Origin of the sequence: Sphingomicrobium marinum (genome assembly GCF_026157105.1) — a bacterium.
GTDB classification, from domain to species: Bacteria; Pseudomonadota; Alphaproteobacteria; order Sphingomonadales; family Sphingomonadaceae; genus Sphingomicrobium; species Sphingomicrobium marinum.
This window is the reverse complement of record NZ_JANPVQ010000001.1, coordinates 1,603,445-1,617,309: the sequence shown is the minus strand read 5'-3', so window position 1 is coordinate 1,617,309 and position 13,865 is coordinate 1,603,445. Positions and strand designations below refer to the sequence as shown.

Annotated in this window: 18 protein-coding genes; 12 read left to right on the top strand and 6 right to left on the bottom strand. The window is 61.9% G+C overall.

Annotated features, from left to right (window positions below; all coding sequences use genetic code 11):
• Window positions 1-88: 88 nt before the first annotated feature.
• The 6 genes from NUX07_RS08205 (at window position 89) to queE (ending at window position 4,384) form a co-directional block, all read left to right on the top strand.
• Entirely contained in the window at window positions 89-1,282 is a 1,194-nt protein-coding gene (locus tag NUX07_RS08205) for an aspartate aminotransferase family protein (protein ID WP_265530086.1), read from the top strand.
• Window positions 1,279-2,187 (top strand): Hsp33 family molecular chaperone HslO, encoded by a 909-nt coding sequence (gene hslO, locus NUX07_RS08200; RefSeq protein WP_265530085.1) that lies wholly within the window; start codon window positions 1,279-1,281, stop codon window positions 2,185-2,187. Before NUX07_RS08205 ends, hslO begins: the two co-directional genes overlap by 4 nt.
• Window positions 2,188-2,267: 80 nt before the next feature.
• Window positions 2,268-2,657 carry a DUF3617 domain-containing protein gene (locus tag NUX07_RS08195; protein WP_265530084.1) on the top strand — a complete coding sequence of 130 codons (390 nt, stop codon included), beginning with the start codon at window positions 2,268-2,270 and terminating at the stop codon, window positions 2,655-2,657.
• A 41-nt stretch (window positions 2,658-2,698) separates the two neighbouring features.
• On the top strand, window positions 2,699-3,370 hold the full coding sequence (queC, locus tag NUX07_RS08190; RefSeq protein WP_265530083.1) for a 7-cyano-7-deazaguanine synthase QueC: 672 nt from the start codon (window positions 2,699-2,701) through the stop codon (window positions 3,368-3,370).
• The gene (locus NUX07_RS08185) at window positions 3,367-3,768 is read left to right on the top strand and encodes a hypothetical protein (protein WP_265530082.1); all 402 of its coding nucleotides are present in this window, start codon (window positions 3,367-3,369) and stop codon (window positions 3,766-3,768) included. The genes queC and NUX07_RS08185 overlap by 4 nt, the downstream gene beginning before the upstream one ends.
• The gene (gene queE, locus NUX07_RS08180) at window positions 3,758-4,384 is read left to right on the top strand and encodes a 7-carboxy-7-deazaguanine synthase (protein WP_265530081.1); all 627 of its coding nucleotides are present in this window, start codon (window positions 3,758-3,760) and stop codon (window positions 4,382-4,384) included. Before NUX07_RS08185 ends, queE begins: the two co-directional genes overlap by 11 nt.
• On the opposite strand, the gene NUX07_RS08175 is transcribed toward queE, so the two are convergent.
• Both NUX07_RS08175 and lipB read right to left on the bottom strand, forming a co-directional pair.
• Window positions 4,381-4,578, bottom strand: a complete 198-nt coding sequence (locus NUX07_RS08175; protein WP_265530080.1) for a hypothetical protein — start codon at window positions 4,576-4,578, stop codon at window positions 4,381-4,383. The genes queE and NUX07_RS08175 overlap by 4 nt on opposite strands.
• Window positions 4,566-5,240, bottom strand: coding sequence for a lipoyl(octanoyl) transferase LipB (lipB, locus tag NUX07_RS08170; protein WP_265530079.1), 675 nt, complete (start codon window positions 5,238-5,240; stop codon window positions 4,566-4,568). The genes NUX07_RS08175 and lipB overlap by 13 nt, the downstream gene beginning before the upstream one ends.
• 76 nt (window positions 5,241-5,316) lie before the next feature.
• Here lipB and NUX07_RS08165 point away from each other — a divergent pair, with 76 nt between their 5' ends.
• A complete protein-coding gene (locus tag NUX07_RS08165; RefSeq protein ID WP_265530078.1) occupies window positions 5,317-6,183 on the top strand; it encodes a glycerophosphoryl diester phosphodiesterase membrane domain-containing protein in 867 nt (288 codons plus the stop codon).
• On the opposite strand, the gene hemF is transcribed toward NUX07_RS08165, so the two are convergent.
• Window positions 6,180-7,031 carry an oxygen-dependent coproporphyrinogen oxidase gene (gene hemF / locus NUX07_RS08160; RefSeq protein WP_265530077.1) on the bottom strand — a complete coding sequence of 284 codons (852 nt, stop codon included), beginning with the start codon at window positions 7,029-7,031 and terminating at the stop codon, window positions 6,180-6,182. The two genes, NUX07_RS08165 and hemF, sit on opposite strands and share 4 nt — an antisense overlap.
• Window positions 7,032-7,180: 149 nt before the next feature.
• Here hemF and petA point away from each other — a divergent pair, with 149 nt between their 5' ends.
• The 4 genes from petA to NUX07_RS08140 are packed head-to-tail and all read left to right on the top strand — an operon-like array spanning window position 7,181 to window position 10,603.
• Window positions 7,181-7,741 carry a ubiquinol-cytochrome c reductase iron-sulfur subunit gene (gene petA / locus NUX07_RS08155; protein WP_265530076.1) on the top strand — a complete coding sequence of 187 codons (561 nt, stop codon included), beginning with the start codon at window positions 7,181-7,183 and terminating at the stop codon, window positions 7,739-7,741.
• A 17-nt stretch (window positions 7,742-7,758) separates the two neighbouring features.
• On the top strand, window positions 7,759-9,075 hold the full coding sequence (locus NUX07_RS08150; protein ID WP_265530075.1) for a cytochrome b: 1,317 nt from the start codon (window positions 7,759-7,761) through the stop codon (window positions 9,073-9,075).
• Between the two features lie 15 nt (window positions 9,076-9,090).
• Window positions 9,091-10,059, top strand: coding sequence for a cytochrome c1 (locus tag NUX07_RS08145; protein ID WP_265530074.1), 969 nt, complete (start codon window positions 9,091-9,093; stop codon window positions 10,057-10,059).
• 4 nt (window positions 10,060-10,063) lie between these two features.
• Window positions 10,064-10,603: an adenine phosphoribosyltransferase gene (locus NUX07_RS08140; RefSeq protein ID WP_265530073.1), complete on the top strand. Its 540-nt coding sequence runs from the start codon at window positions 10,064-10,066 to the stop codon at window positions 10,601-10,603.
• Here NUX07_RS08140 and NUX07_RS08135 read toward each other — a convergent pair.
• Together NUX07_RS08135 and ychF are read right to left on the bottom strand one after the other, a co-directional pair.
• On the bottom strand, window positions 10,600-11,049 hold the full coding sequence (locus NUX07_RS08135; protein ID WP_265530072.1) for a MaoC family dehydratase: 450 nt from the start codon (window positions 11,047-11,049) through the stop codon (window positions 10,600-10,602). The genes NUX07_RS08140 and NUX07_RS08135 overlap by 4 nt on opposite strands.
• 42 nt (window positions 11,050-11,091) lie before the next feature.
• Window positions 11,092-12,192, bottom strand: coding sequence for a redox-regulated ATPase YchF (gene ychF / locus NUX07_RS08130; RefSeq protein WP_265530071.1), 1,101 nt, complete (start codon window positions 12,190-12,192; stop codon window positions 11,092-11,094).
• Between the two features lie 107 nt (window positions 12,193-12,299).
• Here ychF and NUX07_RS08125 point away from each other — a divergent pair, with 107 nt between their 5' ends.
• Complete coding sequence (locus NUX07_RS08125) at window positions 12,300-12,926, top strand: CPBP family intramembrane glutamic endopeptidase (protein ID WP_265530070.1); 627 nt, start codon at window positions 12,300-12,302, stop codon at window positions 12,924-12,926.
• Here NUX07_RS08125 and NUX07_RS08120 read toward each other — a convergent pair.
• A complete protein-coding gene (locus NUX07_RS08120) occupies window positions 12,882-13,865 on the bottom strand; it encodes an SDR family oxidoreductase (RefSeq protein WP_265530069.1) in 984 nt (327 codons plus the stop codon). The two genes, NUX07_RS08125 and NUX07_RS08120, sit on opposite strands and share 45 nt — an antisense overlap.

Below are 13,865 nucleotides of genomic sequence, written 5' to 3'. Positions count from 1 at the left end.
CGCGGCGCCCTTTTCCTTTTGACGGGCCCCAAGAGGGGGCGATAGGAGCGGGGCAACGATAACGCCAAAGCGATTCCCCGGAGAGATTATGACCATCACGCCGCTCATGCCCGTTTACCCGCGTTGCCCGACCCGGCCGGTCAAAGGGGAGGGGGCCTATCTCTACGGCGAAAATGGTGAAAAATGGCTCGATTTCGCCAGCGGTATCGCCGTCAACCTGCTCGGCCATAACCATCCGCACCTGACCAAGGCGATCCAGGATCAGGCGGCAACGCTGATGCACGTGTCGAACCTGTATGGCTCGCCGCAGGGCGAAGCGGCGGCGCAGCGGCTCGTCGACCTGACCTTTGCCGATACGGTATTCTTTACCAACTCGGGCGCGGAAAGCGTCGAGTGCGCGATCAAGACGGCGCGGCGCTATCACGTGGCGCAGGGCAATCCGCACAAGAAGACGCTGATCACCTTCAAGAACGCCTTCCACGGGCGCACCATGGCGACGATCAGCGCGGCCAATCAGGAAAAGCTGCACGACGGGTTCGAACCGCTGCTGCCGGGCTTCACCTATGTCGAGTTCGACAATCTAGAAGCTGCCGAAGCCGCCATTGACGACACGACGGCGGGTTTCCTGGTCGAACCGGTGCAAGGCGAAGGCGGTATCCGTCCTGCGTCGATGGAGTTCATGCAGGGGCTGCGCAAGTTGTGCGACGAACACGACCTCATGCTGGCGCTCGACGAAGTCCAGTGCGGCGTGGCGCGCACGGGCACGCTGTTCGCGTATGAACAATATGGCATCGAGCCGGATATTCTCGCTTCGGCCAAGGGGCTTGGCGGCGGCTTCCCGGTCGGTGCCTGCCTGGCCACCGAAAAGGCGGCCGCCGGCATGGTATTCGGCACGCACGGGTCGACCTATGGCGGCAACCCGCTCGCCATGGCGGCATGCCAGGCGGTCCTCGATGTCGTCGCCAACGACGAGTTTCTCGAGCATGTGAAGGTGACGGGCGAACGACTGCGTTCGAGCCTCGAGCAGATGATCGGCAATCATCCCGACATGTTTGAAAGCGTGCGCGGCATGGGACTGATGCTCGGCGTCAAGATGACCGACAAGGTTACGAGCCGCGATTTCGTCGGCTGGCTGCGCGACAAGGGCCTTCTGCTGGTGGCTGCAGGCGACAATGTCGTGCGGATCCTGCCGCCGCTCAATATCGATGAGAGCCATATCAGCGAATTTGTTGAAACCCTGTCGAAGGCTGCGAGCGAGTACGAAATTCCCGCCGAAGCATGAGCGAGGCCAAGCCTATCCTGATGGACGCGACGATCGGCGCCATGCTGCCGACCCGCGGCGCACGTGGCCGACTGACGCGCCTCGGGCCGGTGCTCGACGAGATATTGGTCAATCATGCTTATCCGGAAGTCCTCGAGAAGCTTCTGGCAGAGGCGCTGGCGCTGACTGCTATCCTCGGCTCGTTGCTCAAGGATCCCGACGGGCAGCTGACGATGCAGGCGCAGACTGAAAGCGGCATCATCGATCTGATGGTGTGCGACTACAAGGCGGGCGAACTGCGCGGCTATATCAAACATGATCCCGACCGGCTGGCCGAAGCGCCGGCCGATCCCACGCTGTTTTCGTTGTTCGGCAAAGGCTACCTGGCGATCACCTTCGATCAGCCGGCTAATGACGACCGCTACCAAGGCGTCGTGCCGCTAGAAGGGGAGAGCCTGGCGCAGGCGGCGGAAAGCTTTTTCACCCAGTCCGAGCAGATTCCTTCGATTGTCCGGCTGGCCGCGCACAAGGGTGAGGATGGTTGGGTCGCGGGCGGGCTGATGTTCCAGCATTTGCCCGAAGGCGAAGAGGGCCGCGACAGGCTGCATACCAAGCTCGACCATCCCGACTGGCCGCACGTCGCCATTCTCGCCGGATCGGTGAAGGGCGAGGAACTGACCGATCGCAAGCTGGGTCTCGACCAGCTGCTGTGGCGGCTGTTTCATGAAGAGGACGAGGTGCGGATCCTGCCGGCGGTCGACCATAAAAAAGGCTGCCGCTGCAGCCGCGACTATATCGAATCGGTGATCGCCAAATTCCCGGAAAGCGAACGCGTCGAAATGGTCGGCGACGACGGCTTCATCCGGGTCGATTGCGCCTTTTGCGCCACCAACTTCCCGATTTCTCCCGAATCCATCGGAAATTAGGACGACAATCGGTCCATTTGTCGAAAAAGCCGATCGATTGTCTTTAATCCATTTTAAGTCGCCCCTATCTTGGATGCGTAATGAAAAGGATTTTGGCTCTTGGCGCGGCATTGGCTGCAGTGATGACAGCGCCTGCAGCAACGCAGGGCGGCATCAACGCGCTGCGCGATGTCGAAGCGGGCGAATGGGAACTCACGCGTCCCGGTACGCCCGCGGCCCCGATACGCATGTGCGTCGGCGATCCGAGCCGGCTGGCGCAGGTCGCCCACCGCACCCGCCAGTGCACGCGCGTGACCGTCGATGAACAGGGTCAGGACGTGCTGATCCATTACACCTGTTCGGGCGCCGGATTTGGCCGCGTGAAGATGAGTGTCGTCACGCCGCGTTCGCTGCGGATCGAAACGCAGGGCGTGGCGGGCCAGCTGCCCTTCCACACGACATATCATGCGCGCCGCGTCGGTACCTGCTAGCTTGAAGCGGACGGCCAAGCGCGGCTAAGGGCGCTGTCATCATGAGCAAAGCAGTAGTTCTTCTGTCCGGCGGGCTGGATTCGATGGTGTGCGCGGGACTGGCGAAAGAGGCCGGTCACGACGTGCTCGCGCTGACGATCGATTATCATCAGCGCCACCGCGTCGAATTGCAGGCGGCCCAGGCGATCGCCAAGGCTGTCGGTGTCGAACGCCACGTGGTGCTGCCGCTCGATCTCAGCGTCTTCGGTGGCAGCGCGCTGACCGACGATATCGACGTGCCAAAAGACGGCGTAAGTAACGAAATTCCCGTCACTTACGTGCCCGCGCGTAACACGGTGTTCCTGTCGCTCTGCCTTGCCTATGCGGAAGCCGGCGGCGCGCGCGACATCTATATCGGCGTGAACAGTCTCGACTATTCGGGCTATCCCGATTGCCGACCGCAATTCATCGAGGCCTTCCAGAAGGTCGCGACGCTGGGCACCAAGGCAGCCGACGGCGGGCCGGGCTTCACTATCCGGGCGCCGCTCCAGCACATGACCAAGGCGGATATCGCCAGGGAAGCGGCGCGCCTAGGCCTTGATGCGGGCATGAGCTGGAGCTGCTACGACCCGACGCCCGACCTCATGCATTGCGGACTGTGCGATAGCTGTCGCCTGCGCAGCGGGGGGTTTGCCGAAGCGGGGCTGGTCGATCCGACGCGGTATGCGCAATGATCGTGAAGTTTCTGGAGCGTCTATCGACACCGTTTGAGCTGACGATTTCGTCAAACAAGGTCCATGTCCTCAATCCAAAAAACGGCACGACAGCCAGTGAAGAAGGTCCGTTTTCCTGCAGTCATTCCCTGGTGAGCGACGTCGACATTCTCGAGGAAATGGTCCGTATGGCACTGAAAAGGGCAAACGGCAGTCCGTGGTTTCTGTTTCGTCCCGCAAAACTCAAGCTGGATGTCACACGGCCGCTACACCATTGGGAACGCCATCTGCTAGGAACAGCCGTAGAAAATGCTGGCGCATCATCGGTGATTTTCGATCCTCATCTGACCTTATGTGATGAAAATGATGCGAAAGCGGATGCTTGGGTAGTAGCCTATCGGAAACGCCGTGGCCTATAGCGTCAAAGAAATATTCCTGACCCTTCAAGGCGAAGGGATGCAAACGGGTGCGCGGGCGGTGTTCCTGCGCTTTTCGGGCTGCAACTTGTGGACCGGTCGCGAGCAGGACCGGGCCAAGGCGATCTGCCAATTCTGCGACACCGATTTTGTCGGCATCGACGGCCAACATGGCGGCAAATATGACGCGGACGCCCTGGCCGACCAGGTCGCGGCGGTCTGGGATGGCGACATGCCGGACCGTCTGGTGGTGATCACCGGCGGCGAACCGCTGCTGCAGCTCGACGCGGCGTTGATCGATGCGCTGCACCATCGCGGCTTCAAAATCGCCGTCGAGACCAACGGGACCATCGCGGCACCCGACGGGATCGACTGGCTATGCGTCAGCCCGAAGGCGGGATCCGAGCTGGTGCAGCGATCGGGCAACGAACTGAAGCTGGTCTGGCCGCAACCGTACGATCTCGACGCGCTGGCTAAGATGGATTTCGATCATTTCCTGCTGCAGCCCATGGATTGCGCGGAGGCCCACGCCGCCCGGCTCGCTGCGATCGAGCAGGTCATGCAGCGTCCTGAATGGCGCCTGTCGCTGCAGACGCACAAGCTTCTGGGCCTGCCTTAATCTTCCTCGCTGTTGTCGACGGGTTCACCCGCCATGCCGCTGGCATCGCCGGTTGCGGCATCGATCGCGGTAACATCGGCCCCGGTATCTTCGAGGTCGAGCGGCGCATCGGCGGCGTTTTCGACGACGACATTTTCGGCGTCGCTGCCGCAGGCGGCGAGCGCGAGGATGGGAAGAACGATCAGGGTGCGCATGTCTGTCCTTTGCGACTGGATGCCGCATCGAGCGCGGCAAGGAAGTTGGAAAATTCTGCTTTCAGGGCATCATCCAACGCCCCCATTCGCGCGTCTAGCCCCAGTTTTTCAAGGCTGGTGACGCCATAATCGGCAATGCCGCAGGGCACGATGCCGCCGAAATGCGACAGATCGGGGGCAACGTTGATCGAAAAGCCATGCAGCGTGACCCAGCGTTTCACGCGTACGCCGATGGCGCCGATCTTGGCTTCATCCGCGCCGCTGCCGGTCCAGATGCCGATGCGGCCCTCTTCGCGGCGCGCTTCGACACCGAGGCGGGCGAGGGCGGCGATCATCCAGCCTTCGAGGCTATGCACGAAGCAGCGAATGTCCTTGCCGCGTCTGGCGAGGTCGAGGTTGAGATAGCCGACGCGCTGGCCGGGGCCGTGATAAGTGTAGCGTCCGCCGCGCCCCGCATCGAAGACGGGGAAATCGTCAGGATTTGTCAGCTCGGCGGGGTCGGCGCTGGTGCCCGCCGTGAACAGGGGCGGGTGTTCGAGCAACCAGACGCGCTCGGCGGCCGTGCCTTCATGAATGGCAGCAGCGCGCGCCTCCATGTCGGCCAGCGCATCCTCATAGGACACGAGCCCGTCGCTCACCCGCCATTCCACGCCATCGATCATGCCGCGCTATGTGCGCTTGCATCGGCGCGGGCGCAATGGTTGAAGGGCCGCAAACAGCAACAAGGGGGAACATCACGTGGCGAATTTGTCGATCAGCAAGGCATGGGACGATAGCCGTCCGATCATCGCGAATGACGGTAACCTGATGTTCGCGGTCGCGCTGGCGACAGTTGTTTTGCCCGGCACGCTGCTCTTCATGATGGACCCCAGCGCCGGCGACATCACCGCGCAGGCCAGCGATGCGGCGTCCGATTGGAGCATGTTCATAGTATCGTTTATCGGTGGCCTCATCGGGATCATCGGTTCGATCGCCATTTCCTATCTGGCGCTGACTCCGGGAACGACCGTCGGTGCCGCGCTGCGCCGCGGCCTGCAGCGGTTCTGGGTGACCATCGGGGCCGTGCTGATCATGATGGCGGCGCTTGCCATCGTCGCCGTTCTGGCGGCCTTGCTGGCCGTGGTGACGGGCGGTGGTGATCTTGAAGCCATGAGCAGGGCTTCGAGCGGCGAGCTTGCCACCATGTCTGGTTCCGTGCTTCTGATCGTCCTGCTGATTGTTATCGCCGCCATCATCCTTGCCGTGCGGCTGAGCCTCCTGACCCCTATCATCGCCGCTGAAAATCATGGCCCGCTGCAGTCGCTCAAGCGAAGCTGGCATCTCACCAAGGGGCATTTTTGGCGACTTCTGGCCTTTTTCCTCTTGATTGCGCTTGGTGCGTTGCTGGTCATGGGCGGAATCGGACTGATCGCCAACCTGGCGCTGGCGCTGATCTTCGGGGATCCCGAACCGATGAGTATTGGCGCGTTGGCTTATGGTCTTGTCGCCACTTTACTGCAGGCCGCGGTCACGGTGGTCTATTCGGTAATGGTAGCGCGCATCTACCGCCAGCTTTCGGCAGAAACGGTGGCGTACGCGAGCGTTCCCGACGCGGGCGGCGACTAGGTCCAGCGCGCCAGCGGCGGCAGGCTCATGAGGATGGCATCGACGTTTCCGCCCGTCTTGAGGCCGAAGATCGTGCCGCGGTCGTAGAGCAGGTTGAATTCGACATAGCGCGAACGGAAATCGAGGAGGGTGTTCATATCTTCCTCGCTCCACGCGCTGTTCATCCGTTTGCGCACGATCTGCGGGAAAATGTCGAGAAATGCCTCTCCTACATCGCGGGTGAAGGCGAAGTGCGGTTCGAACAGGCCGCCTTCGGCAAACAGGCGATCGTAGAAGATGCCGCCGACACCGCGGTCGACGCCGCGATGCGGCAGGAAGAAATAGTCGTCCGCCCACTTCTTGAACTTTTCGTAATAGGTCGGATCGTGCGCGGCGCAGGCGGCCCGTAAGCGAGCGTGAAAGGCCTCGGTATCTTCCTCGTAAGGTATGGCGGGGTTCAAATCCGCACCGCCGCCGAACCATCGTTTGGTGGTGCACAGGAATCGCGTGTTCATGTGGACCGCGGGAACATGCGGATTGGCCATGTGTGCAACCAGGCTGATTCCGGTGGCGAAAAAGCTTGGGTCTTCCTCAGCGCCCGGTATCTGCTTGGCGAAATCGGGATTGAAGGTGCCCCCCACGGTCGAGACATTGACGCCGACCTTCTCGAATATCTTGCCTTTCATCTGGCCGCGCACGCCGCCGCCGCCGGGCGATCCGTTCTCGTCGGTACGCTCCCACGGGATATATTCAAATGCAGCGTCGGAACCCGCTTCGCGCTCGATTTCCTCGAAGGCGGATGTGATCCGATCGCGCAGCGATTCGAACCAGTCGCGAGTAGCTTGTTGTTCTTGGTCCAATGGCTTCATGGGCTTGGCATGGCGGCTGCGCAGCGCCTTTTCAAGCTACGGGCAAAATCATGCCTTGGCAAAAGGGGGAAAGCGCGGCTATCAGCGCGCCAAACCTGTGGTCCGGAGTTCTTTCGGGCCCTTTTGTCATCAGCGGTTGAAGGACCAACATGGCCGAAGACACGAAAACGGTAGAGGGCAGCACCGAAGACGGTGTTCGTCGTCGTGACTTTCTCAATATTGCAGCGGTAAGCTTCGCGGGCGTCGGAGCCGGCGCGGTCGTCATTCCGCTGCTCAGCCAGATGGCGCCTGACGCCGATGTGCGCGCGCTGGCCTCGATCGAGGTCGATGTTTCCTCGCTGCAGCCCGGGCAGGGCATCGTCGCCAGCTGGCGCAAGCAGCCCGTTTTCATCCGCAAGCTGACCCACGCCGAGATGGCTGAGGCTGACCAGGTGCCGCTCGACGCGTTGCGCGACCCGGCAACGTTGGCCGACCGTACTAAGGAAGGTCACCGCGACATGCTGATCCAGCTGGGCGTGTGTACGCACCTTGGCTGTGTGCCGCTGGGCATCAAGCCGGGCGAAAGCAAGGGCGACTATGACGGCTATTTCTGCCCCTGCCACGGTTCGCACTACGATAGCGCCGGCCGCATTCGCAAAGGCCCAGCACCGACCAACCTTGCGGTGCCGGACTACGTCTTCAATTCAGATACCGTCGTCACGATCGGCTAGAGAGAAGGAACCGAGACATGAGCTTCGCCTGGGCCAAGCCTTATGAACCGAAAACCGCTCTTGGCCATTGGGTCGACGAGCGCCTGCCGCTTCCGCGGATGATCTATGGCGCGGTGGGCGGGGGTTATCCCGTGCCGCGCAACCTCAACTATGCGTGGAACTTCGGCGTCCTTGCCGGCGTGTTCCTGATGATCCAGATCGTCACGGGCATCGTGCTCGCCATGCACTATTACAGCTCGGTGGGCGGCGCGTTCGCTTCGGTCGAGCATATCATGCGCGACGTCAATTACGGCTGGATGCTGCGCTATGCGCACGCCAACGGTGCCAGCTTCTTCTTTATCGTCGTGTATATCCATATCTTCCGCGGCCTTTTCTATGGCTCCTACAAGGCGCCACGCGAACTGGTCTGGATGCTGGGGCTTGTCGTCTACCTCCTCATGATGGCGACCGCCTTCATGGGCTATGTGCTTCCCTGGGGGCAGATGAGCTATTGGGGTGCGCAGGTCATCACCGGCTTCTTCAGCGCCTTCCCGCTAGTGGGTGATCCGCTGCGCATCTGGCTGCTGGGCGGTTACGCGCCCGACCAGGCCGCGCTGACGCGCTTTTTCAGCCTCCACTACCTGCTACCCTTCGTGATCGCCGCGGTGGTCATCCTGAAGACCTGGGCGCTGCACATTCCGGGCTCGTCCAACCCGACGGGCGTCGACGTGAAGGCGGAAAAGGACACGCTTCCCTTCCACCCGTTCTACACGGCGAAGGACGGCTGGTTCGTGCTGGCCTTCCTGATGGCGTATTTCGCCGTCGTGTTCTTCCTGCCCAATGCGCTGGGCCACGCCGACAACTATATCGAGGCAAACCCGCTGGCGACGCCGGCGCACATCGTGCCCGAATGGTACTTCCTGCCCTTCTACGGCATCCTGAAAGCCTTCACGGTCGATCTGTCGATCCCGTTCACTGACATTGTGATTGCCCCGGCAAAGCTGCTCGGTGTCATCTCGATGTTCGCGTCGATCCTGATCCTGTTCCTGCTGCCCTGGCTCGATCGTTCGCCGGTGCGCTCGGGACATTATCGCCCGCTGTTCAAGCGCTTCTACTGGCTGCTGGTCATCGACGTGTTGGTCCTAGGCTGGGCCGGGGGCGCAGTGCCGACGGCACCGGTCGTCGCGACCATGCAGCTCGCCACCATCTACTATTTCGCTCACTTCCTGATCATCCTGCCGATCATCTCGAAGATCGAACGGCCGCTGCCGCTGCCGCAGTCGATTTCGAGCTCCGTGCTGCACGGGGAAGCTGAAGAAAGCGCGCCCTACGGGCTCGCCAAAAGCAACGCCTAAGGGGACGAGACGAACATGGGTGACATTCTCAAACTGATCGGCGTACGCGGCTTCGGCTTCCTGCTGGGGATCGGTTTCGTGCTGATCCTGCTTTGGTCGTTCCAGAACGATCTGCGCGCCTATTTCTCGTCGGAACCGCCGGTGAACCTGGAATATGCGTTCCACAAGAAGCCCAAGGACGTAACCTTCACGACCGACGGCGTGCTTGCCAGCTGGGACAAGGCGCAGCTGCAGCGCGGCTACCAGGTCTACGACCAGGTCTGCGCGGCCTGCCACGGCCTGCAGTACGTCAACTTCCGTAATCTGGAAGACCTGGGCTATTCGGAAGAAGCCGTCAAAGCGATCGCGGCGCAGAAGGACGTGCCGGGTATCGACGAAGTCGGCCAGCCGAGCACGCGTCCGGGCAAGCCGTCTGATGCGTTCCCGAGCCCCTATCCCAACGAGATCGCGGCGCGTGCGGCCAATAACAATGCCTATCCGCCCGACCTGTCGCTGATCACCAAGGCGCGCAGCGGTGGTGCCCCTTACATCTATTCGCTGCTGACCGGTTATACCGATCACGAAGGGTACACGAACAAGGACGGTGAACCGCTGCCCGAAGAAGCGTATCCGACCCCGGGAACCTACTTCAATCCGTACTTCAAGAACCTCAACCTCGCCATGGCACCGCCGCTGGCCGAAGGGATCGTGACCTATGAAGGCGAGAACGCTCCTCAAGCAACGACCGAGCAGATGGCCAAGGACGTGGCGGCGTTCCTGATCTGGACCGCCGAACCCAGCCTTGTCGATCGCAAGCGCACGGGCGTTGCGGTGCTGATCTTCCTGCTGCTCGCGACCATCTTCGCATTCCTCGCCTATCGCAATGTCTGGGCGACGGCGAAGCGCGATGTTGCCATGAAGGGTCCGCTGGATCCTGAGAACATGGCCCTTCGCGAAGAAGCCAAGGAAGAAGCTGCCGAAGAAGGCCGCGGCGTCAAAGGCTAAGCGTGTGACCAGCGCCAACGACGACTTGAAGGCGCTGGTCCGCACCATTCCCGACTTTCCCAAGCCGGGCATCCAGTTTCGCGATCTCACGACCCTGCTGCTCGATGCAGCGGGGTTTCGTGCGACGATCGACCGCTTGGTCGCCAGCGTGGACGGCAAGGTCGACCTAGTCGCCGCCATCGACGCGCGGGGCTTTGCGATCGGCGGTGCGATGGCGCGCGAAATGTCGGCGGGTCTCCTGCTCGTGCGTAAGGACGGCAAGCTCCCGGGCAACACCATCGCCGAAGACTATGTGCTCGAATATGGCACCGACCGGCTCGCCATGCATGTCGACGCGATCGCCAGCGGTAACCGCGTCCTCCTGGTCGATGACCTGATCGCCACCGGCGGCACCGCGCTGGCGGCAGCACGGCTGGTGGAGCGGGCAGGGGGCCAATTGATCGGCGCGCGCTTCATTATCGACCTGCCCGATCTTGGGGGAAGCGCGAAGCTGCGGGATAAAGGCATCGAGGCGATGAGCCTGATGGAGTTTCCCGGCGGTTAGCTGGCGGGCTTGCGCGCGACCATCATGGTCGGGCGGCTCGTCATGACGACAACGCCATCCTGATTGGTCACCGTCACTTCGCTTTTGACGATTCCCATGAAGGGCTTTGAGCGCGATTCAATCTTTTCGATCACTTCGGAGCGGGCGCTGATCGTATCGCCCGGAAACACCGGTTTGTGCCACTTGAGAGCTTCAACACCGGGAGACCCGAGCGCGGCGAAGCCTTCGCTGATCAGTCTGTCGACCATCAGGCGCATCACCATCGACGCCGTATGCCAGCCCGATGCGGCGATCTTTCCAAACGGCGTCATGGCCGCTGCGTCGTCGGAAAGGTGGAAAGGCTGGGGATCGTAGCGTCGGGCGAAGTCGAGCACTTCCTGGCGCGACACTTCGACGCTTCCGTAATCGACCGTATCGCCCACAGTTACATCTTCGAAAAACATCATACGCGCTACTCTCAAACCGTGATTGGCGACCGGTCTAGTCGATCAGACGTTGAATTTGAACAACATGACATCGCCGTCCTTGACGACATAGTCCTTGCCTTCCTGGCGCAGCTTTCCGGCGTCGCGCGCCGCGCTTTCGCCGCCCAGCGAAACATAGTCATCATAGGCGATGGTTTCGGCGCGGATGAACCCGCGCTCGAAGTCGGTATGGATCTCGCCGGCCGCCTGCGGGGCCTTGGCGCCCTTTTCGACGGTCCAGGCGCGGCTTTCCTTGGGCCCGGCGGTAAAGAAGGTGTGGAGGTTCAAGAGATCGTAGCCGGCGCGGATGATGCGATTGAGGCCGGTTTCCTCGAGCCCCATCTCCTTGAGGAACTCGAGACGCTCGTCCATGTCCATGCCGACCATGTCGGCCTCGATCGCGGCCGAGACGATGACGGCCTGTGCACCTTCGGCCTCGGCTTTCTCGAAGACCTTGGCGGACAATTCGTTACCGTTCGCGGCGTCTTCTTCGTTGACGTTGCAGACGTAGAGGACGGGCTTGGCGGTTAGCAGCTGGGCCTGCGCGAAATGCTTCGCCTCTTCCTCGTCGTTGATGTCGGTCAGGCGCGCGGGCTTTCCTTCGCGCAGCAGGTCAAGGGCCTTGCCCAGTACCGCCGCCATGATCTTGGCATCCTTGTCGCCGCCCGTGGCGCGCTTCTGCGCGTTGGGTACGCGCTTCTCGAGGCTTTCGAGGTCGGCCAGCAGCAGTTCGGTCTCGACGACGTCCGCATCGGCGATGGGATCGACCTTGTTGGACACGTGCTGGATATCGTCATCCTCGAAGCAGCGCAGCACGTGGACGATCGCATCGACCTCGCGGATGTTGGCGAGGAACTGGTTGCCCAGGCCTTCGCCCTTCGACGCGCCCTTCACGAGCCCCGCGATGTCGACGAAGGCGAGCTGGGTCGGTACGACCTTGGCCGACTTGGCGATGTCCGCGATCTTGTCGAGCCGCGGATCGGGCACCGCGACCTGCCCGACATTGGGTTCGATCGTGCAGAAGGGATAGTTGGCCGCCTGCGCCGCCTGTGTTTCGGTGAGCGCATTGAAAAGCGTGGACTTGCCGACATTGGGCAGCCCGACGATGCCGCATTTGAAACCCATGATGCTTGAAACTCTTTGCTTGGCCCCCGTGCCAAATTGCGGGGCTGTTGTTCTCGTGGCGCTCAGGTAGAGAATGTCGACACATTCGACAAGCTCGGGACGAACGATTGGACGACAAGGAACCGGAATACTGGCCGGAAGGTACCACGGCCGCCAAGGCAATGGCGATGCTGCTGGTGCCGCAGGCGGCCCTGGTCGTTCTCGCCTTCGTCGTGCACATCTGGAGCGGTGTCTGGCCGCTGGAACGATTTGCGCTGACGGTAGAGGGCGTGGTGCTCGGTATCGTCGCAGCAATCGCCTTGATCGTTGCAGTCTACGGAACTCGGCCGCTGCTCCCCGGAATCTGGGCAGACCTCGATCACCGCGCGGGGCGGCTATTCGCGCAGGCACCGTTCAAGCTGTCCTGGCCCATCATCCTGATGTTGAGTGCGGTTGCAGGGATCGGCGAAGAAATCGTCTTCCGCGGAGCATTGCAGGGCTGGCTGGAAACGGTCTCGCCAGTCTGGTCCGCAATTATTGCCCAGGCGATCATCTTTGCCGCACTACATCCGATCAGCCGCGCGTACGTGGTCTATGTGCTGGTAATCGGCATTGCGCTGGGAACAATCTACGTTCTCACGGGCAACCTGCTCGTTACGATCATTGCCCACTTTCTCAACGACGTATTCGCGTTGGAACGGCTGCGGCGCCTAGCTACTGTGGACCGCCCTGACAGCGTCGCCCCAGCGGCCTGACTGGCCGAGCCAGCCGACTTGCGTTTCGGCACTGACCTTGTTGATCGCGAGTTGCGGCTTGTTACCGGGGTGCACGGCCTGGCGCAGGGGGCGCGTGCCCGGCGGCATGGCGATTATGCGATGGATGGCATTGGGAATATCCATCGGATCGGCGCTGCGCCCTGAGCCGTCCTCATTGCCCATCGCGGCGACCATTTCGGGATAGCCCGCCTTGTGACGCTGCGCCGCGCGCTCTTTCAACGCGGCATTGTAGATGTTGCGGTTCTGCCAGATTTCGGTCGGGTAACCGCCTGGCTGGATGATGGTGACGTCGATATTGTGCGGCACCAGTTCGTATGCGAGCTGCTCCGCCATCGCCTCCACCGCGAACTTGGTAGCGCAATAATGGCCTGCGCCCGGTGCGATGACGCGCCCCAGTTGGGAAGAAATGAAGAAAATCTGCTCCGCTCCCGCCTCGCGCATCATCGGCAGGAAGCTGCGCGCGACGCGGTGATAGCCCATGACATTGGTATCGAACTGGAGCTTGATCGCCTCCTCGTCCTGCACTTCGACGGGACCGGTAATCCCGATCCCCGCATTGTTGACGAGGACATCAAGCCCGCCATCCATCTCGACCGCGCTGACGACATCGTCAATCTCGTTCTGCTGCAACACGTCCATCTGCATCACGGCAAGGTCGAGGCCCTCGCTACGTGCCGTATCGAGCAGTTCCTCGGCCTCCGGACGCGGCGTGTTGCGCATCGTGGCTACAACGCGCGCGCCCTGGCGGGCGAAATGCAGCGCGGACAATCTGCCGAAGCCCGACGAACAGCCGGTAATCAGAATGCGCTTGCCTTCCAGCCGCGGCGGCGCGGCGACCTTTTGCGCGGATGCGGGCAAGGCGGCGGCGGCCGAAAGGGCAGCACCGGAGGCGAGAAGCTGGCGGCGGGTGATGGTCAT